At 64.5% G+C, this 21044-nt stretch carries 18 protein-coding genes; 8 read left to right on the top strand and 10 right to left on the bottom strand.

What is annotated here, in order from left to right:
• Positions 1-111 precede the first annotated feature (111 nt).
• The 3 genes from map (at position 112) to radC (ending at position 3412) form a co-directional block, all read left to right on the top strand.
• A complete protein-coding gene (gene map, locus I6F36_RS27725; protein WP_036014218.1) occupies positions 112-930 on the top strand; it encodes a type I methionyl aminopeptidase in 819 nt (272 codons plus the stop codon).
• 373 nt (positions 931-1303) lie between these two features.
• Complete coding sequence (locus I6F36_RS27720; RefSeq protein ID WP_051057161.1) at positions 1304-2566, top strand: adenylate/guanylate cyclase domain-containing protein; 1263 nt, start codon at positions 1304-1306, stop codon at positions 2564-2566.
• 132 nt (positions 2567-2698) lie between these two features.
• A complete protein-coding gene (gene radC, locus I6F36_RS27715) occupies positions 2699-3412 on the top strand; it encodes a DNA repair protein RadC (RefSeq protein ID WP_225172567.1) in 714 nt (237 codons plus the stop codon).
• Positions 3413-3417: 5 nt separating this feature from the next.
• Here the strand turns inward: radC and I6F36_RS27710 are convergent, their stop codons facing one another.
• The 6 genes from I6F36_RS27710 to I6F36_RS27685 all read right to left on the bottom strand — a co-directional run bounded on the left by I6F36_RS27710 (position 3418) and on the right by I6F36_RS27685 (position 8862).
• The gene (locus I6F36_RS27710) at positions 3418-4194 is read right to left on the bottom strand and encodes a tetratricopeptide repeat protein (RefSeq protein WP_225127052.1); all 777 of its coding nucleotides are present in this window, start codon (positions 4192-4194) and stop codon (positions 3418-3420) included.
• A gap of 94 nt (positions 4195-4288) precedes the next feature.
• Entirely contained in the window at positions 4289-5011 is a 723-nt protein-coding gene (locus I6F36_RS27705; RefSeq protein ID WP_036014220.1) for an AprI/Inh family metalloprotease inhibitor, read from the bottom strand.
• Positions 5011-6000, bottom strand: coding sequence for a 2-hydroxyacid dehydrogenase (locus I6F36_RS27700; RefSeq protein WP_225172566.1), 990 nt, complete (start codon positions 5998-6000; stop codon positions 5011-5013). Before I6F36_RS27700 ends, I6F36_RS27705 begins: the two co-directional genes overlap by 1 nt.
• Entirely contained in the window at positions 6000-6818 is an 819-nt protein-coding gene (locus I6F36_RS27695) for an ABC transporter permease (RefSeq protein ID WP_057027478.1), read from the bottom strand. Before I6F36_RS27695 ends, I6F36_RS27700 begins: the two co-directional genes overlap by 1 nt.
• Positions 6815-7630 carry an ABC transporter ATP-binding protein gene (locus I6F36_RS27690; RefSeq protein ID WP_225172565.1) on the bottom strand — a complete coding sequence of 272 codons (816 nt, stop codon included), beginning with the start codon at positions 7628-7630 and terminating at the stop codon, positions 6815-6817. The genes I6F36_RS27695 and I6F36_RS27690 overlap by 4 nt, the downstream gene beginning before the upstream one ends.
• 209 nt (positions 7631-7839) lie before the next feature.
• A complete protein-coding gene (locus I6F36_RS27685) occupies positions 7840-8862 on the bottom strand; it encodes an ABC transporter substrate-binding protein (protein ID WP_225150786.1) in 1023 nt (340 codons plus the stop codon).
• A gap of 153 nt (positions 8863-9015) precedes the next feature.
• On the opposite strand from I6F36_RS27685, the gene I6F36_RS27680 reads away from it, so the two are divergent.
• The 4 genes from I6F36_RS27680 to I6F36_RS27665 all read left to right on the top strand — a co-directional run bounded on the left by I6F36_RS27680 (position 9016) and on the right by I6F36_RS27665 (position 13737).
• Complete coding sequence (locus I6F36_RS27680) at positions 9016-9822, top strand: creatininase family protein (RefSeq protein WP_225172564.1); 807 nt, start codon at positions 9016-9018, stop codon at positions 9820-9822.
• 141 nt (positions 9823-9963) lie between these two features.
• Positions 9964-10227 carry a hypothetical protein gene (locus I6F36_RS27675; protein ID WP_225150782.1) on the top strand — a complete coding sequence of 88 codons (264 nt, stop codon included), beginning with the start codon at positions 9964-9966 and terminating at the stop codon, positions 10225-10227.
• A 326-nt stretch (positions 10228-10553) separates the two neighbouring features.
• Positions 10554-11390, top strand: coding sequence for a DUF1194 domain-containing protein (locus tag I6F36_RS27670; RefSeq protein ID WP_346656677.1), 837 nt, complete (start codon positions 10554-10556; stop codon positions 11388-11390).
• Positions 11391-11766: 376 nt separating this feature from the next.
• Positions 11767-13737: a carbohydrate porin gene (locus I6F36_RS27665; protein ID WP_225172563.1), complete on the top strand. Its 1971-nt coding sequence runs from the start codon at positions 11767-11769 to the stop codon at positions 13735-13737.
• A 217-nt stretch (positions 13738-13954) separates the two neighbouring features.
• On the opposite strand, the gene I6F36_RS27660 is transcribed toward I6F36_RS27665, so the two are convergent.
• Complete coding sequence (locus tag I6F36_RS27660) at positions 13955-16030, bottom strand: methyl-accepting chemotaxis protein (protein ID WP_225172562.1); 2076 nt, start codon at positions 16028-16030, stop codon at positions 13955-13957.
• A 242-nt stretch (positions 16031-16272) separates the two neighbouring features.
• On the opposite strand from I6F36_RS27660, the gene I6F36_RS27655 reads away from it, so the two are divergent.
• Complete coding sequence (locus I6F36_RS27655) at positions 16273-17568, top strand: hemolysin family protein (RefSeq protein ID WP_225172561.1); 1296 nt, start codon at positions 16273-16275, stop codon at positions 17566-17568.
• A 178-nt stretch (positions 17569-17746) separates the two neighbouring features.
• Here I6F36_RS27655 and I6F36_RS27650 read toward each other — a convergent pair whose 3' ends face one another.
• The 3 genes from I6F36_RS27650 to I6F36_RS27640 form a co-directional block, all read right to left on the bottom strand.
• On the bottom strand, positions 17747-17986 hold the full coding sequence (locus tag I6F36_RS27650; RefSeq protein WP_036014228.1) for a PilZ domain-containing protein: 240 nt from the start codon (positions 17984-17986) through the stop codon (positions 17747-17749).
• A gap of 98 nt (positions 17987-18084) precedes the next feature.
• Positions 18085-19710 (bottom strand): FMN-binding glutamate synthase family protein, encoded by a 1626-nt coding sequence (locus I6F36_RS27645; RefSeq protein ID WP_225172605.1) that lies wholly within the window; start codon positions 19708-19710, stop codon positions 18085-18087.
• Positions 19711-20145: 435 nt separating this feature from the next.
• A complete protein-coding gene (locus I6F36_RS27640) occupies positions 20146-20919 on the bottom strand; it encodes a ferredoxin--NADP reductase (RefSeq protein ID WP_036014229.1) in 774 nt (257 codons plus the stop codon).
• Between the last annotated feature and the right edge of the window lie 125 nt (positions 20920-21044).

Here is a 21044-nt window from a genome sequence, read left to right as displayed (position 1 = left end):
CGCTCGAAAACGCTTGGCTCGGCTTGCATGAAGGCCGCCAATCATTAAATTGGGGCGTGAAATCAAGCCTTTCCGCCGATATCGAGATCAGCCCGAGAAGACCTGACACGCATGAGCTACGTCGACGCCACCGAGACCTCCCTGCGCAAGACCGGACAGATCAAGCTGCACGGGCCGGCCGCCTTTGCCGGCATGCGCAAGGCGGGCGCGCTGGTGGCCAGGTGCCTGGACGAGCTCACCGACATCGTCGGGCCGGGCGTGCCGACCTCCAGAATCGACGAATTCGTCCGCGACTTCGCCTTCAGCCATGGTGCCTATCCGGCGACGCTGATGTATCGCGGCTACCGCTACTCGACCTGCACCTCGCTCAACCATGTTGTCTGCCACGGCATGCCCGGCGACCGTCCGCTGAAGGAGGGTGACATCGTCAACATCGACGTCACCTTCATCGTCGACGGCTGGTATGGCGATTCCAGCCGGATGTATGCGATCGGCCCAATCGCCCGCAAGGCCGAGCGGCTGATCGAGGTGACCTATGAAGCCATGATGCGCGGCATCGCCGCGGTGAAGCCCGGCGCCACCACCGGCGACATCGGCCACGCCATCCAGAGCTTCGTCGAGCCGCAGGGCATGAGCGTGGTGCGCGATTTCTGCGGCCATGGCCTCGGCCGCATGTTCCACGACGAGCCGAACATCATCCATATCGGCCGGCCCGGCGAGGGCGTGCAGCTCAAGCCCGGCATGTTCTTCACCATCGAGCCGATGATCAATCTCGGCAAGCCGCATGTGAAGATCCTGTCCGACGGCTGGACCGCGGTCACCCGCGACCGCTCGCTGTCGGCGCAGTTCGAGCACTCCGTCGGCGTAACGGCGACCGGCGTCGAGATCTTCACGCTGTCGGCGCGGCACGGCGAGAAGCAGATCGGGTGAGCCCGGTGCGTCGGCTATTGCTATCGGCGGCCCCCTTTGGCGGGTGGCGATTCTGCCTTTGCGCACCAACGCGTCGAGGACGCGCTTACTGACCTAGGCCCGAGTCCGGGTCTCGGTTGATCGTCCCAGATCTTGCCTTCGCCAGAAGGCCCCCCACAACAGCGCTGAGGCGCACGCGACGGGCAACAGCCGGCCGACGTCGAGGTGAAAGCACGTGCATGATAGGAAAAGCATGACCACAATCACGTCGGTTTCGCTGACTGCGCAGGGAGTCGCACCTTTCCATGATCCGCCTCCGGTGTTCTAATGCAGGCGTCTTGACTGGGCATGGAGATATGGTCATGGCGGGTTCTGTCGAGCGGTGGCGGACGACATGAAGATCTACCTGCCGGACAACGAGCAGGCGCGGCAGCAAGCCCTCGAAACCTATCGCATTCTCGATACGCCGCCGGAGATCGCCTATGATGAACTGGCGGACTTGGCGGCGCAGATCTGCGGCTGCAGCGCCGGGCTGCTGACCTTCCTCGACGACAAGCGACAATGGCTCAAGGCCAAGTGCGGCCTGCCGCCTGACCTTACGCACGTGCCCAAGGAGATCTCGATCTGCCAGGCGACGATCTGCCATGACGATCTCATGTATGTGCCTGACCTCACGAAGGATCCGAGGTTCAGCGATTCGCCGTTGGTCGCCGGCGAGTTCGGGCTGCGCTTCTATTGCGGCATGCCGCTGATCAGCGAGGAGGGATACGCGCTCGGAACGCTGTGCGTCATCGATTTCGAGCCGCGCGAGCTCAGCTTCGAGCAGCAAGAAGCAGTGCGGCGGATCTCGCGTCAGGCCGTGGCTCAGCTCGAGCTCAGACGTAGACTCCGCGAGCGCGACGAGATGCTGGCCGAGCTCGACAAGGCGCGCGCAATGGCGGAGGCGGAGCGGAGCAAATCAGATGCGCTCCTGCTCAACATCCTCCCCCCTGCGATCGCCGAGGAGCTCAAGGCCAACGCGAAGGTGCGGCCGCGCTTCTACCAGTCGGTCAGCATCCTCTTCGTCGATTTCGCCGACTTCACCCGGCACGTCGAGGCGATCGAGCCGGCGCAGGTCGTGCACCAGCTCGACGAGTACTACAGCACGTTCGACGAGATCATTGCGCGCCATCGGCTCGAAAAGATAAAGACCATCGGCGATGCCTATCTCTGTGCCGGCGGCCTCCCCGAGATCAACCGGACGCACGCTGTCGATGCCGCGCTGGCGGCGCTCGAGATTCAGGACCTGCTCGCCAAGGCGAACCGTCAGCGCGAACGGCTGAGGCTGCCGCTCTGGATGGCGCGAATCGGCATCAACACCGGCCCGGTCATCGCTGGCGTCGTCGGAACGCGCAAGTTCAGCTACGATATCTGGGGCAACGCGGTGAACGTCGCCGCGCGTCTGCAGGCGGCCGCCGATCCCGGACGGATCAACATTGCCGAGGCGACCTGGAACCTGGTCAAAGCGCGCTTCACCTGCGAACCGCGCGGCAGCATCGAGGTGAAGGGCAAGGGGCCCACCCCGATGTACTTCCTCGATCGTATCAGGCCGGACCTGGCTGCCGATCCCGCAGGCGTCGTGCCCAACGATAGCTTCTGGCGTCACCAGGGCCCATGATCGCCAGCTGAGACGAAGGGCGGGAAAAACGGTCGGCTGATCATCATCCGCTTCATGCCGGAAGCGCACCTATGCAAGGCGCGCGCAATTGACGGTTGCAAAAACCACCATCCCCGGCAATGCTGGCGGCCGATGCCCGCCAAGCCGGACCACGACAAGAGCAGACCTGACGACACGCCGCACTATCACGGCCATCGCGAGCGGCTGCGCGAGCGCTTCTATAGCGCGGGCGCGGATGCGCTCAGCGATTACGAGCTGCTCGAGATGGCGCTGTTTGCCGCGCTGCCGCGGCGCGACACCAAGCCGCTGGCGAAGACGCTGATCAAGACCTTCGGCTCGTTCGCCGAGGTCGTGCATGCGCCAGTGGCGCGCTTGCGCGAGGTCGAGGGGGTCGGCGAGGCCGCGGTCAACCAGCTCAAGCTGATCGCCGCGGCCGCGCATCGCGTTGCCAAGGGCGAGGTCAACAGCCGCAACGCGCTGTCATCCTGGAACGAGGTGATCGCCTATTGCCGCACAAGCATGGCGTTTGCCGACAAGGAGCAATTCCGCCTGCTGTTCCTGGACAAGCGCAACCAGCTGATCGCGGACGAGGTGCAGCAGACCGGCACGGTCGACCACACCCCGGTCTATCCGCGCGAGGTTATCAAGCGCGCGCTGGAACTATCGGCGACCGCGCTGATCCTAGTGCACAACCACCCCTCCGGCGATCCCTCGCCCTCGCAGGCCGACATCCAGATGACCAAGGCGATCATCGACATCGCAAAACCGCTCGGGATTGCCGTGCACGACCACATCATCGTGGGCAAGAGCGGGCATGCGAGCCTGCGCGGAATGCGGTTGATCTAGGCCAATCAGAACGCCTGGTTCTTGGCGGCTTTCAAGTGGTTTTCCGCGGCTGTGATGCCGGCGAATGCCTTCAGCGTCAGAGCGGTCGGTTGCGGCTTCCATTCCGCAACCAGTTTCTCGGCCTTCTCGAGCTCAGGCTTCGATAACATCGAAGCCATCTCGTTGACATTCTTGGCCGGCGCCACCTTCGACAGCTTGAAATAGGCATACGACAGGGACACGTCCCTCGGCGTGCCCTTTCCTGCGGAATATGCGCGGGACAGGCTGAAGAGGGCGCTAGGGAGCCCCTGGTCGCCGGCCATCTTCCACCACTTCAGCGCTTCTTCCGAATTCCCTTGCCGGTCATACATGAGAGCGACATCGTGCTGGGCACGCGCGTAGCCGGCCTTGGCGGACACAAGCTTGTACTTCAATGCCTGATCCGGATCCGTTGCGACGACGCCCACGCCTTGCCCGTCATAATAGCAGCCGAGCTTATAGGCTCCGAGCGGATCGTTGGCCGCGGCCGATTTTTGAAACCACTCGAATGCCTGGCTGCGATCCTGCTGTGTGCCGATGCCGTTATTGTGCATCATGCCGACATGATATTGCGCCTCCGCATCTCCGCGATTGGCCAACGCGACCATCGCATTGAAGGTGCGGCTGTCATTCGCGCTGGCGGGCGCCGCGACAAGCAGAAGGCACGAAAAGGCCAGGGCAACGAATTTCATGTCAAAGCCCGATCGAGTTTGAACGATTCCTGTCTTGGTCTCTCCAGATGCGAGAAAAGTTCGAGCCGGCAATATTCCGGGGTCAAGGCGATTTTTGGCCCATCCGAGTTCGTCCCGTCAGGGCACGACCAAACGCCGCGCGGCCTTAGCGGTCTCGGCCGACGCCCTACTGCCGCAGCATGATCAGGGGATCGGCGGTGTCGGGGACGCGGCGCCACTGCGCGTTGTCGTCGGCCTCGAATTGCCAGGCTTCGCCCGATTTCGACATCAGGATGATCTGGCCGCGCTCGAGGCGCCATTGCGTCGGGTTGAACTGCGCGATCGTGGCGTCGCATCTCGGCTTGAGGAAAACCTGGAAATTGTCCGCATCAGCCTCGGTGTTGGTCAGCGTCAGCCCGCACACCGGCTGGCCGTTGCGGCGCACCATCGACCAATCGCCGATCATCTGGTCCATCGACTTCGCCATCGAGCGCGCGGCGGCGAGATCCTGCAGAATGTAGACGCCCTCACCCTGGCGCAGGCCCTCGAAGATGCCGGCCTCGACCTCGGTGAAGTCGATCACGGCTTCGCCGGTCGCATCCTGCAGGCGCACGATGTCGAGGCCCCTCACGCTCCAGGCCACGATGTCCTTGGTGAAGGGCAGCGCGGTCTTGCAGGACGGCTCCAGCTCCAGCTTGAAACCCTGGCCTGCGGCGTCAGCCTTCAGCGTGACGACGCAGGTCTTGCTGCGCTCGGTGGTCGAGAGCTCCCATTGTCCGGGCATCTGCTTCTTCAGGCTCGCCGCATCCTGCGCATGCGCGATGCCGATCGCGGCCAAGGAGGCCGCGACGGCGCCGATCGCGGCCAGGCAGGCCGCAACGACATATGCGAGAAGGCGACGAGCGATCATCAGCGTCCGTTGACCGGCGTTTCCGCAACCGGCGTCAGCGGCGCCTTGCCGGCGAACCAGGCCTTGAGATTGTCGACCACGAGCTGGTCCATGGCGTTGCGCGTCACCACCGAGGCCGAGCCGATATGCGGCAGCAGCACGACGTTCTGCATGGTCTTGAGCTCGTCGGGCACGTTCGGCTCGGCCGCAAACACGTCGAGCCCGGCGGCGAGAATGGTGCCGGATTTCAGCGCCTGGATCAGCGCCGGCTCGTCGATCACCGAGCCGCGGGCGACGTTGACCAGCACGCCGCGCGGGCCGAGCGCCTTGAGCACCTCTTCATTGATCATCTTGTTGGTGCTGGCACCGCCGGGCACGATCACAACAAGCGTGTCGACCGCTTTCGCCATCTCGATCAGGTCAGGATAGTGCTTGTACGAGACGTCCTTGGAGGGATTGCGGGAGTGGTAGACCACCGGCACCAGCGAGGCATCTAACCGGCGCGCGATGGCCTGGCCGATCCGGCCCATGCCGACGATGCCGACCTTGCGGTCGCGCAGCGAGCCGACGCTGAGCGGATAGTTCTGGGTCTGCCAGAGCCCGGAGCGGACATAGCGGTCGGCCTTGATGAACTCGCGCAAGGTGGAGATCAGAAGGCCCATCGCGACGTCGGCGACCTCCTCGGTCAAGACGTCGGGCGTGTTGGTCACGATAATGCCGTGCTCGGCGGCATATTTGGCATCGATGTGGTCGTAGCCGACGCCGAAGCTCGCCACCATCTCCAGCTTCGGCAGCTGCGACAGCGAGTCCTTGTCCGCACGCACGGTGTGGTAGGTCACCGCGACGCCGCGGATCTTGTCGCGGACCGCCGGCGTCAGCCGCTCGAGATCGCCGCGCGTCTCCGCCTTGTGCACGACGAAATGATCGGAAAACCCGTTCTCGAGGATCGGCCGCACCGGCCCATAGATCAGAAGGTCGATCTTTTCGGACGAAATCGAACCGGCAGCCATCAGTTTTCCTTTCCAAGCGCGCTCTCATGCCAGCGCCGTAAAACGAGGTGGGAAACTAGCGCCAGCACCCCATAGATGACAATCCCGGCCAGCGACAACAGAAGCAGCGCGGCGAACATGCGGGGTATGTTCAAGCGATAGCCTGACTCGGCGATCCTGTAGGCGAGCCCGGAGCCGGCGCCGGCCGTTCCGGCCGCGATCTCGGCCACGACCGCGCCGATCAGCGACAGGCCGCCGGCGATGCGCAGGCCGCCGAGGATGTAGGGCAGCGCCGCCGGCAGCTTGAGGAAGCGCAGGGTTTGCGGCTTCGATGCGCCATAGAGCTGGAACAGGCCGGCGAGGTTGCGGTCCACCGAGTTTAGCCCGAGCGTGGTGTTCGACAGCACCGGGAAGAAGGCGACGATGAAGGCGCAGACGACCACCGCGGTCTGCTGCTCCAGATAGATCAGCAAGAGCGGCGCGATCGCGATGACAGGCGTCACCTGCAGCACGATTGCATAGGGGAACAGCGAATATTCCACCCATTTCGACTGGTTGAACAGCAGCGCCAGTGCGATGCCGCCGATGCTGGCGGCGACAAAACCTTCGAGCGTGGTGACAAGCGTGGTCGCCAGCGATTGTGACAGCACCGCCCAGTCCTTGATCAGTGTCAGCACGATGACGGAGGGCGCCGGCAGCACGTAAGGCGGGATCTCCCTGATGCGGACCACGAGTTCCCAGGCAAAGAGGCCGGCTGCGAAGACGATGACGGGCAGCACGAAGCGCATCGCGCGTTGCGCGCCGGACGATTTTGCGGGCACGGGAGCTTGAGCGTTCATAGCGTCGACTGCCCCGAATAGGACGGCGCCAGCGCGGCCGACACGCGTCGGCAATAATCGGAATAGGCCGTCGAGGTGCGAAACTCCTCGCCCCGCGGCTCGACCGTCTCGATGCGGATGTCGGCCTGGATGCGGCCGGGGCGCGCCGTCATGACGACGACGCGCTGCGACAGATAGACGGATTCGAACACCGAATGGGTGACGAAGATGACGGTCTTGCGTAAGCCTCGCCACAGCGCCAGCAGATCGTTGTTGAGGCGGAAGCGCGTGATCTCGTCGAGCGCGGCGAACGGCTCGTCCATCAGGAGGATATCGGGATCGGTGACAAGCGCACGCGCCAGCGACACCCGCATCTTCATGCCGCCGGAGAGCTCGCGCGGAAAGGCATCGGCGAAATCAGCAAGGCCGACGCTGGCCAGCGCCGCGTCGGCACGCGCGCGCCCCTCCGCCTTCGGCACGCCGCCGAGCTTCAGCGGCAGGCGCACGTTCTCGCGGACATTGGCCCAGGGCATCAGGGTCGGCTCCTGAAACACGAAGCCGATGCCGTGACCTGGCTGTGGCACGCCCTCGTGCCGTGCCACTCGCACCGTGCCCGACGACGGCGCGCTGAGCTCGGCGATCAGCCGCAACACCGTCGACTTGCCGCAGCCGGAGGGTCCCAGCAGCGAGATGAACTCGCCCTTGCGGACGGCAAGGTCGAACGGGCCGAGCGCCATCACGCCGTTGTCGTAAACCTTCGTCACGCCGCGCAGGCTGACGGCGAGAGCCGTCAGGCCGGCCTCGACGGTAGATGAGGCCTTGTGCTCGATCATCGATGGCCGGCAGCTGTGGGTATCGGTCGAGCAGCGTCCCTCACCTCTTCCCGACGGGGAGAGGTCGGCGCGTAGCGCCGGGTGAGGGGCCTCAGGTCCCACGAGAGAGCGTAACCCCTCACCTGCATCGCATCTTGTGATGCGATGCGACCTCTCCCGTCGGGAGAGGTGTAGAATGCCGAGCCACCTACGCCTGACCTCACCATGCGTTAGGGCTTGTTCGGGCGCAGCTCGACGCCGACGCCCTTGTTGACGAAGCGCAGCGTGTAGGATTTGCGGTAGTCGAGATCCGCCTTCACGACCCCAGCCTTGACCATCTTGTTGAAGAAGGAGGCATAGCGCTCGTCGCTCATTGCGCCGATGCCGTTCTTCAAGCTGTCGCCGGAATCGACGATGCCGTGCTCCTTCATCTTGACGACGGAATAGGCCAGGAGATCGTCGGTCATCTCCGGGTTGAGCTGCTTGATCAGGGCGTTGCCGGCGGAATTGTCCCGGTAGAGGTAATTGTACCAGCCGATCATGGAGGCATCGACGAAGCGCTGCACGAGGTCAGGCTTCTTCTCGACGATCTCGCGGCGGGTTTCGATCAGCGTCGAATAGGTGTTGAAGCCGTAATCGGCGAGCAACAGCACGTTGGGCTTGAAGCCGGCGGCCTTCTCCACCGCAAACGGCTCGGAGGTCACGTAACCCTGCATCGCGCTCTTCGCGTTGGCGATGAAGGGCTGCGGATTGAAATTATAGGGGCGGACGTTCTTGTCGCTGAAGCCGTATTCGGATTTCAGCCACTGGAAGTAGCTGGTCATGCCTTCCTTGGAGACGAACAGCGTCAGCGGCTTGAGGTCCTCGAGCTTGGCGACCTTGGCATCAGGCTGCGTCAGCATCACCTGCGGATCCTTCTGGAAAATCGCGGCGATGGTGATGACGGGAACGTTGTTGGCGACGGCATCGAACGACATCAGCGTGTTCGCGGCCATGAAGAAATCGATCTTGCCGGCGATCAGCAGCATCCGGTTGTTCTCGTTCGGGCCGCCGGGGACGATGGTGACGTCGAGGCCGTATTTCTTGTAGGTGCCGTCGGCGACCGCCTGGAAGAAGCCGCCATGCTCGGCCTCGGCGACCCAGTTGGTGCCGAAGGTGACCTTGTCCAGCGTTTGGGCGCGCGCCGGCGCAAAGGAGGCGAGAGCGGCCAACAAGCCCGCAATTAACGCTCGCCGCAGATGAAAGGGGGTCATAATGGCACTCCGTCGATCGTGGCTGGCCCAATCGCGTCTGGTCCGGGTGAAGGCAACGCGATAGAACCGCATGACATCAGGGGATGCGAGCCGCCCGGGCCCGCATCCCCTCAAACCGCAAATTACGTGACAAATTCGGGCAAGGAAACCTCGATGACGCCCTCCCGCGACTGGATCGACATCGACTGGGCTGATGCGAGCCCCGGCGAGGTGTCGCGCTGGATCGCGGTTTTGCCGCTGGCGGCAACCGAGCAGCACGGCCCGCATCTGCCGCTGACGACGGACGTGCTGATCGCGGACGCCTACCTCGCACGTGTGCGCGAACTGTTGCCCGCCAGCATTCCGGCGAGCTTCCTCCCGGTCGAACGGGTCGGGATTTCGACCGAACATATCGACTATCCGGGCACGCAGACGCTGCCGACTGAAATCGCGCTGAGGAAATGGGCAGCGATCGGCGCGGACGTTGCACGCCGCGGCGTGAGGAAGCTCGTCATCGTCACCAGCCATGGCGGCAACAGCGCGGCGATGATGCTGGTCGCGCAGGATCTGCGTGCGCATCACAAGCTGTTCGTGGTGACGACGTCGTGGTCACGGCTCTCAGGCGCCGACAAATTGTTCCCGGCCGATGAAGTGCGGCACGGCATTCACGGCGGCGCGGTCGAAACCTCGATCATGCTGGCGCGCTATCCGGATCAGGTGCACAAGGATGCGATCGCCGATTTTCCCGCGAGCAGCATCGCGATCGAGCAGCAGTATCGCTGGCTGTCGACGCAGCGGCCGGCGCCGTTCGCCTGGCAGGCGCAGGATCTCAACACCAGCGGTGCCGTCGGCAACGCGACGCTGGCGCAGCCAGAGAAGGGCGAGCAGCTGCTCGATCAGGGCGCGACGGCGTTCTGCGAGCTGCTGGGTGAGGTCGATAACTTCGACGTGAACAGGCTTGCCAAGGGTCCCCTCGGCTAGGGGGCATCTTCCTGGATTCATTCAGGAAAGATCTATTCTTCGCGAGCGCATTTGCAGTCTTCGAACCGGACGCGAGCAGCCTCCGTCCAACTGGGCACGCGGGCCACAACGGACCGCCTCAACCCCGGATGGAGTTTTCACATGTCGATTAAGACCAAGATTGCCGCCGCAGCTCTCGCTGCTCTCACTGTTGCCGGCAGCATCGCGTCCACCACCAATTCGGCCGAAGCCAAGCAGCCGAAGTGGGTCTGGGGTGTCGGCGCCGGCATCGCTACCGCCGCCGTCGTCGGCTCCGCGATCGCTGCTACCAACGATCCCTATTACCACGGCTATTACCGCTGCGGCTGGGTCGCCCAGTACAACGCCTTCGGCCAGTACATCGGCCGCGTTCGCACCTGCTACTGATCTGAGTATCTGAGGCCGATCTCCACGTGGATCCCGCGTCCGACACGGGCGCCTCATCCACCCCGTGTCGTGCCCCCGACCCCGCCCGGCTGTCCCCCCCGGGCGGGGTCATTCCGTTTTGCGGCCAGAACAACCCATGATGAGTCGGACGGCCCTTCCGATTGCACGTTCCGCGTGTCAGGATACGAATGGGCGGCTGGAGGGCGAGCGTGAGTTGGCAGATCTCGATTGGATTGATCCTGATTGCGATCCTGACATCGACACAAGCATGTCCCGAGCCGGCCTCACAGCCGCTAACGGCGACCCAGGGCGACAGCCGCCCCGCCGTGGACCTCGAGCTCGTCATCGCAGTCGACGTTTCCTACTCAATGGAGCCGGATGACCTTGCAGCCCAACGCGAAGGCTATGCCAAGGCCATTGTCTCGAAGGAGTTTCTCGGAGCGGTGCGAGCCGGCCCGATCGGCAAGATCGCGCTGACCTATTTCGAATGGTCGTCAACCAGCGATCAGAAAATAATCGTTCCCTGGCGACAGATCGACGGGCCGGCAGCGGCTGAGGCCGTCGCAACTGAAATCACCAATGCACCGATCCGCCGCGGTTCGCGCACCTCGATTTCAAGTGCAATTAAGTTCGCCGCGTCGCTGTTCCAGCAGAACCCCTACCGTGGTCCGCGCCGTATCATCGACGTCTCGGGCGATGGTCCCAACAGCAACGGCGATCCGGTCACCTCAGCACGCGACACAGCTTTGCAGCAGGGCATCGTCATCACCGGCCTGCCGGTCATGACCAACGCGACACCCGCTGCTCCGACAGACTTTCAGCATATCGATCATATCGATTGGTACTATGAGGATTGCGTGATTGGCGGCCCAGGTTCGTTTGTTGTGCCGATCACCAACCGTGAAAATTTCGAGGAGGCGATCCGGACCAAGCTGGCTCTCGAGGTGGCGGGCCTCACGCCGAAACAATCGCCGGCGCCCTCTACGGACAAGGAGCCGCGGGTTCTCTGCACGATCGGCGAGAAACTCTGGCAGGAGCGCTGGGGCGCGATCACACCGGCGAGCAATGGTCCGGCGATGAGCAAACCGGCGGCGAGCAGTCCGTCCAGCAAGGAAGACGCGCTGCTCGACAAGAAGATCAAGGGCATCTGCCGCGGCTGCTAGATGCTTCCGCCGGCCCGGGAGGCCGGCCCGTCGCCCCTCCCATCCGTCCCGGATAGGTCCTCCCGCAGAGGCCGGGCTCTGCTTGAGCTGTCCAGGTTGCTGGCCGAGAAGAGGCGTTGTTGCACCCGTGTCACACAGTGGTGCGAACTCTCCTCTACGACAACGCACGTCAGTTGCTCTTGCGAATTATTCGCAATAAGGCTTGTTCGCAGATTCAGGAGCTTGGGACGAAGTCGAGGACCATCCCGGCCGGTCGCCTCGAACGCGGAGGCCTGGTGACAGAATCGCCGCGACCCGGCAGGGATATCGCGGCGGGTGGGACACATTCCCGTTTGGGGGCGTGCGTTTGGCGTTGAGAGGTCACAGACACCGGTGCTTGCGAACGGCCGCGGCGATTGCCACGGGCGTGCTGGCTTTTCCGACCGCCGGCCGCGCGGCCGATCTGCCGCTGAAGGAGCCGGCCTTGAGAGCGGTCTATGACTGGACCGGTCTCTATATCGGCGCGCATGCCGGCTACAGCCGCGGCTCGTCGCGCTTCGCGCTGAACGACGGCACCGCACTCGGCGACAGCGGCGTCTTCAGCGGCATGATCGGCGGCGTGCAGGCGGGCTACAATTACCGCCTCAACTCCGGCTGGCTGGTCGGCGTCGAAGGCGATTTTACGTTTCCCAACTACATCACCTCGAACTCGATCGTCTCGTTCCTGGCAACGCCCGCCAACACCGTCACCCAGCAATGGGACTACGCCGCGAGCGTGCGCGGCCGCGTCGGCTACACCAGCGGTCCCTGGCTCATCTATGCCACCGGCGGCTTCGCCTGGATGGGCGAGCGCTATTTCGACGCGCCGGCCTCCGGCGCCGAAATCCCGAAGATCCTGAACACGCGGCCCGGCTGGGTCGCAGGCGCCGGCCTCGAATACGCCTTCGCGCCGCATTGGAGCGCGCGGCTCGAGTATCTCTACAGCCGCTTCGACGGCGCCAACGTCGCCTTCTCCACGGGCGCGCAATACACGTCCTCGTCGCTCGACTTCCAGCAGGTCAGGCTCGGCCTCAACCGCAAGGTCGATTGGCCGGGCCTGCCTAGCTATGATCCGAAGAGCTCACTGATCGACACCGAATCGGACCGCTGGGAGATTCACGGCCAGACCACTTATCTTCCGCAAGGCTATCCATCCTTTCCCGCGCTCTATACCGGGCCGAACTCGCTGTCGCCGTCGCGGCAGGCCAAAGCGACCTGGAGCAACAGCCTGTTCCTGAACGCGCGGCTGTGGGACGGCGGCGAGGTCTATTACAATCCCGAGCTGCTGCAGGGATTTGGGCTGAACGACACGGTCGGTGCGGCCGGCTTCCCGAACGGCGAAGCGCAGAAGTCGAACTTCCCCTATCCGCACTACAACACCTCGCGCCTGTTCGTGCGCCAGACCTTGGGCTTCGGCGGCGAGCAGGAAGAGCTCGCGAGCGGTCAGCTGCAGCTGGGGCAGAAGGTCGACGTGTCACGCCTCACGATTCAGGCCGGCAAGTTTCCGGTGATCGACGTGTTCGACGGCAATGCCTACGCCAAGGATACGCGCCGGGACTTCATGAACTGGTCGATCTGGGCGCCCGGCGCCTTCGACTATTCCGCCGACAAGGTCGGTCTCACCTACGGCGTCACCGCCGAGCTCAACCAGAAGCAATGGGCGCTACGCGGCGGCTATTTCCTGATGGTCTCCGAGTCCAACGCCAATCACTTCGACACCAGGGTCGGGGAGCGCGGTCAATATTTGCTCGAGCTCGAGACGCGCTTCTCGCTGTTCGGCCGGCCGGGCAAGCTCAGGACCATCGGCTGGCTCGATAGCGCCAACATGGGCAGCTTCCGCGAGACGCTGGACAATCCCGCGCTCAATCTCGACATCGCGCAGACCCGGCGCGGCCGCCTGAAGTACGGCTACGTGCTCAACCTCGAGCAGGCGATCACCGACGATGTCGGCCTGTTCGGCCGCTGGAGCTGGAACGACGGCAAGACAGAAACGCTGGCCTTCACCGACATTCATCGCAGCCTGTCCGGCGGCGTTTCGATCAAAGGCACGACTTGGGGCCGACCCGACGACGTGATCGGCGTCGGCGGCGCGATCAATGCGATCTCGCAGGATTATCGCGACTTCCTCGCCGCCGGCGGCCTTGGTGTGCTGGTCGGCGACGGCGCGCTGAACTACCGCAAGGAACGTATCCTTGAAACCTATTACGCCTATGCGGTGAACAAGAACATCACCCTCACCGCCGACTACCAGCTCATCGTCAACCCCGCCTACAATGCCGACCGCGGACCGGTGTCGGTGTTTTCGGGGCGGCTGCACGGGGAGTTCTGAGCTCGACGCGACTTCGGTGCGCGCGACGCGTCCTTCGAGACGACCGCGTCGCGGTCTCCTCAGGATGAGGCTAAGCAACACCGGCGCCCGTGGAAATAGCTGCCGCATAGTCCGTCCTCATCCTGAGGAGCCCGCCAGAGGCGGGCGTCTCGAAGGATGGACCGCGGGCACGTCGCTCTTCAATGCGATTGCCTCACCAAGCGGCGAGAGACGCTCGTCACGCCGCGCGGATCGCGTCCAGGAATTTTCCGACCTCGACCTTGAGCCGGCTGCTCTCGCCGGACAGCGATCTCGCCGATGCGAGCACGTTGGAGGAGGCCGATCCGGTTTGGCTCGCGCCGCGCTGCACGTCGACGATGCTGGCGGAGACCTGCTGGGTGCCGCGCGCGGCCTGCTGCACGTTGCGGGAAATCTCCCGCGTCGCTGCGCCCTGCTCCTCGACCGCCGCGGCGATTGCGGACGCGATCTCGGACATGCGGGAGATGGTATCGCCGATCGATTTGATGGCGCCGACGGAGTCCTCCGTCGCCGTCTGGATGCCCGAGATCTGCTGGCTGATCTCGCCGGTGGCCTTGGCGGTCTGCTCGGCCAGCGCCTTGACCTCGGACGCGACGACGGCGAAGCCGCGACCGGCCTCGCCGGCGCGCGCCGCCTCGATGGTGGCGTTGAGCGCCAGAAGGTTGGTCTGGCCGGCGATCTGGCTGATGAGCTCGACGACGTCGCCGATCCGGCCTGCGGCCCTGGCGAGCTCGCCGACATGCTCGTTGGTCCGCCCGGCCTGCTGCACGGCCTCGCCGGCGATGCGCGCGGAATCCTGAACCTGACGGCTGATCTCGTCGACCGACGAGGCCATCTCCTCGGCCGCGGCGGCAACGGTCTGCACGTTGGTGGAGGCCTGCTCGGATGCGGCCGCAACAGTCGCCGTGACCTTTTCCGATTGCTCGGCCGTGCTCGTCAGCGTTCCCGCGGAGACTTCCAGCTCCGAGGATGCCGACGAGACGGTGTTGATGACGTCGCCGATCATGGCTTCGAACTCGCGCGCGATCTGATCCATGCGCTGGCTGCGCTTCAGCTTCGCTTCCGCCTCGATCGCGGCCGCCTCGTCGGCGGACTTCTTGGCGAGCAGCGAATCCTTGAAATGCTGGAGCGAGCCGGCGACCTGGCCGATCTCGTCGCTGCGGCCCGTCGCGGGAATCTCGACCTCGTGCTGCCCGGCGGCGAGCGCTCCGATCACGTCGGCGATCCGGCCGAGCGGCGTCACCACGCGCCTGCGCAGCATCATGGTCACGCCACCGAGCGTGCCGAGCAGGGCCAGCACGGCGACGCCGGCGAGCGCGAGCATCGCCAACGCGCCGTCGCGAGCGGCCGAGGCGCGCTCGGCGGCTTCCGCCAGCGCAGCGTCGCGCACGCCGTAGAACATCTGGATGGCCGGCACGATGATCTTCGCCAGCTCGTCGGCGGTGCCGGCGTACTTACCGTCAGTCCGTGCTGCAGGAATCTCCTTGTCCACGGCAACCGCGGCTTTTCCAAAATAGGATTCCGTAGCCGCCTTCAGTGCGGTGGCGATGCGGACGGGATTTTCGAGCTGTTCGAGACCGGCCTCGATGCGCTCGCGATCGACCTCCACGCGCCCCTGCATGCGATCCATCAGCGACAGTTCGGCCGCGGTGAGCGGACGGCGCGCAGTGAGCGCCGGGGACAGCGTGGCCGCGCGGCTGCCGGCCGAAACGCGCAGATCCTGCGCCGTCCGCGCCAGGTTCAACAGCGCCGCAAGCGAGGAATCGGCGTTGATGACCTTCGCCTCGAGCTTGTTCATGACCGGTTCGATGTGGCCGATGACCTCGGCAACGCCGGGGAGGAATCCCTTGGTCGCGGCGCCGTCGCGCGCCGCCAGCGGAACGCTCATCGCGCGATCGGCCGCCGTGGTGACTTCCTTCAGCCGCCGCGCGGCACGGTCAAGATTCTCGGCGATGGCGCCGCCGCCGTCCAGCACCATGACGGCGCGCCTCGCGGCCTCGAAGCCCTCCTCGGCCGTTTTCGCGGCCTTCGCGGCAACTTCGAGCTGCGCCTGCGTTGCAGCGCCTTCCTGGAAGATCGGTCCGATATAGGGAGCGCGAAGGCTGGCGACGTGCTGGTTGGCCAGCAGCGTCGCGCCAAATGCCTCCACCGTCTTGATCGCATCGGAGCGATCGGTGAAGATGCGCGCCTGCGGTATTAGCACCTCGGCGCCGAGGATGACTGCAAACACCGTCACCGTCAGCATCGACAGCGCGAAAAGCTTTCCGATCCGCATCCTCAGGTCCCCGGGTCTATTCTTGCAAGGGCAAAAGCTAGCGGGCGGCCACTAAGGGCTCGTTAAGCAACGATCCGTAGTTCCGCGGGGTGTCAAGTCGTCGCGGACGCCTTTGGGAACGCCGTCGCGCACGGGTTCCCTTTCGGCGACGAATAAGCAGAATCGCCAGCACTTCCGCACTGAATACCTATATCAGTGGCTTGCCGGCAGCCCGGCCACACTTGCTTACCTCCGGAACGTCAATGCTTTCGCTCGAACTCGCCATCGTCGTCGTCCTGATCGTCATCAACGGCCTGCTCTCCATGTCGGAGCTGGCCGTGGTGTCATCGCGCCCAGCGCGGCTGTCGCTGCTCGCGGCCAAGGGCGTGCGCGGCGCCGAGCGGGCGCTGACGCTGGCGGCCGATCCCGGCAAGTTCCTCTCGACGGTGCAGATCGGCATCACGCTGGTCGGTGTGCTCTCCGGCGCGTTCTCGGGCGCGACGCTCGGGCAGCGGCTGACGCAATGGCTGCTCGAGCTCGGCCTGTCCAAGGGCATTGCCGACATCGTCGGCGTCGGCATCGTGGTCACGCTCATCACCTACGGCACCTTGATCGTCGGCGAGTTGGTGCCGAAGCAGGTGGCGCTGCGCGATCCTGAAAGCATCGCGGTGCGGGTCGCGCCGGCGATGCACGCGCTTGCGAAAATATCGCTGCCGCTCGTGTTTCTGCTCGACGTCTCCGGCAAACTGATCCTCACGCTGCTCGGCCGCGGCGGCAAGGCCGAGGAGAAGGTCTCGGAGGACGAGATCCATCACCTCGTCAGCGAGGCCGAGAGCGCAGGCGTGCTCGAGCCGGGCGAGAAGGAGATGATCGCCGGCGTGATGCGGCTGGGCGACCGGCCGGTCGGCGCGGTCATGACGCCGCGCACCGAGGTCGACGAGATCGACTTGAACGACGATCCCGCCGCCATCCAGGAGATCATCGCCAAGAGCCCGCATTCGCGCTTTCCCGTCTCAGACGGTGACCGCGACAAGCCGATCGGCGTGCTGCAGGCCAAGGATTTGCTGGTCGCCTATATGAACGAACGCAACCCGGACCTGCGCGCGCTGGTGCGCGAGGCGCCCGGCATCCCGGTGTCGGCGGATGCGCGCGACGTGCTGACCATCCTGAAAGCGGCGCCGGTTCACGTCGGGCTCGTCTATGACGAATACGGTGCCTTCGAAGGCATGGTGACGGCCGCCGACATCCTCTACTCGATCGTCGGCGCCTTTCATTCCGAGGAGGGACCGCCCGAGCCGGCCTTCATCAGGCGCGAAGACGATTCGCTGCTGATCTCCGGCTGGATGCCGGTCGACGAGTTCGGCGAACTGCTCGGCATCGAGCTGCCGCCGCATCGTTACAACACGGTCGCGGGCCTCGTGCTGCAACAATTCAGCAAGCTGCCCGATGTCGGTGATGCCTTCGATTTCGGCGGCTGGCACATCGAGGTGGTCGATCTCGACGGGCGAAGGATCGACAAGATATTGGCGAGCCGATTGACTGAGGTCGAGACGGGGTAGCAGGTGACGGCGCACCCGCTTTTCCTTCTCCCCTTGTGGGAGAAGGTGGCGCGAAGCGCCGGATGAGGGGTTGTCTCCGCACATTCAATCGAAAATTGGATTCGCGGATAGAACCCCTCACCCGTCTCGCCGCTACGCGGTGAGCCAGCCCCTCCCACAAGGGGAGAGGGAAACATCATCACCCGAACCTGACCCCGATCCGCTTTTCCTTGCGCCAGACCACCGTGCAGGTCCGATGCGTGCCGTCGGCCTGGACGAACAGGGTGAAATGATCGGGAATGCCGACGGGGCTGGCGACGTCGAGTGCGGCGCCGGTATCGGAGAGATTGCGGACGGTGCAGTCGATCGCGCCGCCGCCGAACTCGATCGTTCCGGCCTTCAGCACGCGATGTCGGGCCTTGTCGCGTCGCTCGTCCATGGGGCGAATCTACACCCAAAGTTGAACCAGCCGTTAAACCCTACCCTCCGCTCTCGGCAATTTGAGGTCCCTGGCCTACGGCAGCCGCAGCCCGCATCTTACAACGCCGGCTGGAACGTCTCGGCGCGCGCCATCTGCCAGGCGTCGCGGAAGCGCGGGTCTTCCGTGCCTTCGAGCAGCTCGCCCGGACGCAGCGCCGGATAGAGCTGCGCGAACGACTTCACCTGGGTCGTCGACGTCCGTTGGCTGAAATGGATCGGCCGCAGCTGCTGCGGATGTTCGAGCCCGGCCGCGGCGATCAGCTCGGTCAGCGAGTGCAGCGTGGCGTGGTGATAATTGTGCACGCGGTCGATCTTGAGCGGCACATAGAGCGCGCGCGCCCGCGTCGGGTCCTGCGTCGCCACGCCGGTCGGGCAGCGGTCGGTATGGCAGCTCAACGACTGGATGCAGCCGAGCGAGAACATGAAGCCGCGCGCCGAATTGCACCAATCGGCGCCGATCGCCATGGCGCGCGCCATGTCGAAGGCGGTCGCGATCTTGCCGGAGGCGCCGATCTTGATGCGGTCGCGCGCATTGATACCGACCAGCGCGTTGTGGACGAAATTGACGCCCTCGCGCATCGGCATCCCCAGATGATCCATGAACTCGAGCGGCGCGGCACCGGTGCCGCCCTCATTGCCGTCGACGACGATGAAATCAGGATAGATTCCGGTCCGAAGCATCGCCTTGCAGATCGCCAGGAACTCCCAGGGATGGCCTATGCAGAGCTTGAAGCCGGCCGGCTTGCCGCCCGAAAGGCGGCGCATCTCGGCGATGAACTGCATCATGCCCACGGGCGTCGAGAAGGCGCGGTGCGAGGCCGGCGAGATGCAGTCCTCGCCCATGGCGACGCCGCGGATCTTGGAGATCTCCTCGGAGACCTTGGCCGCCGGCAGCACGCCGCCATGGCCGGGCTTGGCACCCTGGCTGACCTTGAGCTCGACCATCTTGATCTGGTCGTCGCCGGCGACGCGCGCGAACGCTTCGGGATCGAAGCTGCCGTCGAGATGACGGCAGCCGAAATAGCCCGAGCCGATCTCCCAGATGATGTCGCCGCCCATCTCGCGGTGATAGGGGCTGACGCCGCCCTCGCCGGTGTCATGGGCGAAACCACCCTTTTTGGCGCCGGCATTCAGCGCGCGCACGGCGTTGGGGCTGAGCGCGCCAAAACTCATCGCCGAGATGTTGAACACCGAGGCCGAATAGGGCTTTGCGCAGTCCGGCCCGCCGATCACGACGCGGAATTTCTCCGTCGCATGCGCCTTCGGCGAGACCGAGTGATGCATCCACTCATAGCCCTCGCGATAGACGTCCTCCTGGGTGCCGAAAGGACGCTTGTCGAGCTCCATCTTGGCGCGCTGATAGACCACCGCGCGGGTGTCGCGCGAGAACGGCATGCCGTCCTTCTCGCTCTCGAAGAAATATTGCCGCATCTCGGGGCGGATCTCTTCGAGCAGGAAGCGGATATGCGCCGAAATCGGGTAGTTGCGCAGCACCGCGTGGCTCTTCTGCAGAAGATCGCGGACGCCGAGCAGGGTCAGCGCGCCGAAGATCAGGATCGGAATCAGCAGGATGTCGAAGATCTTGCCGTCGGAGATGCCGATGCCGATCAGGAGCGCGGTGACCACCGCGCAGATCGTCAGCACGATGAAGCGCGGCGAGAAGGGCAGCAGCAGGGTTTCCATGATCCCCTCCTCCGCCAGCGGCAGGCGTTTCGGGGATGCATGCGTCTTGTTGTCGTCGGCCACGATTCCGATCCTCTCGCCAGCAGAAGGCGTCACGATACGCCCGCGCCTGTCATACGGATATGACGCCGCCCTTGTTTCAGGCTAGCGAATTCGGCCGAGACAAATCAATCAGCCGGATGGACGGATTTTGCGGTGCAGCAGAGGGAGGAGGCGACAGCCGCCACTGAAACTCAGTTGTCGTCCCGGGCAAGCGTCAGCGCAGACCCGGGATCCATAACCACGGGATTACGTGGTGAAAGAAAGCTGTCACTCCGAGCCGTCGCATAACCACGTCCTGTGGCTATGGGTCCCGGATCGGCGCGCGCTTGGGGCGCGCTTGTCCGGGAGGACGAGTGAGTGTGGCGCGCGATCGCGCCACTTCCTCAGCAAAACTCAGCGCTCGACGAAGGCCTTCTCGATCACGAAATGGCCGGGCTTGTTGCCGCTTCCTTCGACGAAGTCGCGGCTCTCGAACATCTGCTTCAGCTCTTCCAGCATCGCCGGGCTGCCGCACATCATAATGCGATCGGTTGCGATGTCGAGCGGGCCCTGCCCGATGTCGTTGAAGATCTGCTCGGAGCTGATGAGGTCGGTGATGCGGCCGCGATTCCGGAACGGCTCGCGGGTCACGGTCGGATAATAGACGAGCTTATCCGCGAGCAGCTCGCCGAACAGCTCATCCTCGCGCAGGGTCGCGACCAGCTTCTCGCCATAGGCGAGCTCGGAGACCTGACGGCAGCCATGCACCAGCACGATGGACTCGAACTGGTCGTAGACCTCGGGGTCCTTGATCAGGCTGGCGAAGGGCGCAAGGCCGGTGCCGGTCGAGAGCAGCATCAGCCGCTTGCCGGGAAGCAGGTTGTCGGTGATCAGCGTGCCCGTCGCCTTGCGGCCGACCAGGATGGTGTCGCCTTCCTTGATCTTCTGCAGGCGCGAGGTCAACGGACCGTCCTGCACCTTGATCGAGAAGAACTCGAGTTCTTCCTCGTGGTTGGCGCTCGCCATGCTGTAGGCCCGCAGCAGCGGCCGGCCATCGACCTCGAGGCCGATCATGGCGAACTGGCCGTTCTGGAACCGGAAGCCGGTATCGCGGGTGGCGCGGAAGCTGAACAGCGTGTCGGTCCAGTGGTGGACGGAAAGAACCTTCTCTCGGTAAAACGCGCTCATGATTTTCGATATTCCGAATAACTGCGGTTTTAGGGCAAAAGCGTTGCCCGGCCCTGAAATCGGGGCGGCACCATTTGCCATGGCGGAGGATTTCGCGTGTGTGATCTACGCCATTGAGACCAATA

The sequence above is a fragment of the Bradyrhizobium sp. BRP19 genome (assembly GCF_020194195.1).
Lineage (GTDB): Bacteria > Pseudomonadota > Alphaproteobacteria > Rhizobiales > Xanthobacteraceae > Bradyrhizobium > Bradyrhizobium yuanmingense.
Note: the sequence above shows the minus strand (reverse complement) of the source record. Positions and strands in the feature narration are given on the sequence as shown.

Coding starts and splice junctions, on each gene's coding strand:
- map (WP_036014218.1), top strand. CDS start 112: ATGAGCTACGTCGACGCCACCGAGACCTCCCTGCGCAAGACCGGACAG.
- I6F36_RS27720 (WP_051057161.1), top strand. CDS start 1,304: ATGAAGATCTACCTGCCGGACAACGAGCAGGCGCGGCAGCAAGCCCTC.
- radC (WP_225172567.1), top strand. CDS start 2,699: ATGCCCGCCAAGCCGGACCACGACAAGAGCAGACCTGACGACACGCCG.
- I6F36_RS27705 (WP_036014220.1), bottom strand. CDS start 5,011: ATGATCGCTCGTCGCCTTCTCGCATATGTCGTTGCGGCCTGCCTGGCC.
- I6F36_RS27700 (WP_225172566.1), bottom strand. CDS start 6,000: ATGGCTGCCGGTTCGATTTCGTCCGAAAAGATCGACCTTCTGATCTAT.
- I6F36_RS27695 (WP_057027478.1), bottom strand. CDS start 6,818: ATGAACGCTCAAGCTCCCGTGCCCGCAAAATCGTCCGGCGCGCAACGC.
- I6F36_RS27690 (WP_225172565.1), bottom strand. CDS start 7,630: ATGATCGAGCACAAGGCCTCATCTACCGTCGAGGCCGGCCTGACGGCT.
- I6F36_RS27685 (WP_225150786.1), bottom strand. CDS start 8,862: ATGACCCCCTTTCATCTGCGGCGAGCGTTAATTGCGGGCTTGTTGGCC.
- I6F36_RS27680 (WP_225172564.1), top strand. CDS start 9,016: ATGACGCCCTCCCGCGACTGGATCGACATCGACTGGGCTGATGCGAGC.
- I6F36_RS27675 (WP_225150782.1), top strand. CDS start 9,964: ATGTCGATTAAGACCAAGATTGCCGCCGCAGCTCTCGCTGCTCTCACT.
- I6F36_RS27660 (WP_225172562.1), bottom strand. CDS start 16,030: ATGCGGATCGGAAAGCTTTTCGCGCTGTCGATGCTGACGGTGACGGTG.
- I6F36_RS27655 (WP_225172561.1), top strand. CDS start 16,273: ATGCTTTCGCTCGAACTCGCCATCGTCGTCGTCCTGATCGTCATCAAC.
- I6F36_RS27650 (WP_036014228.1), bottom strand. CDS start 17,986: ATGGACGAGCGACGCGACAAGGCCCGACATCGCGTGCTGAAGGCCGGA.
- I6F36_RS27645 (WP_225172605.1), bottom strand. CDS start 19,710: ATGGAAACCCTGCTGCTGCCCTTCTCGCCGCGCTTCATCGTGCTGACG.
- I6F36_RS27640 (WP_036014229.1), bottom strand. CDS start 20,919: ATGAGCGCGTTTTACCGAGAGAAGGTTCTTTCCGTCCACCACTGGACC.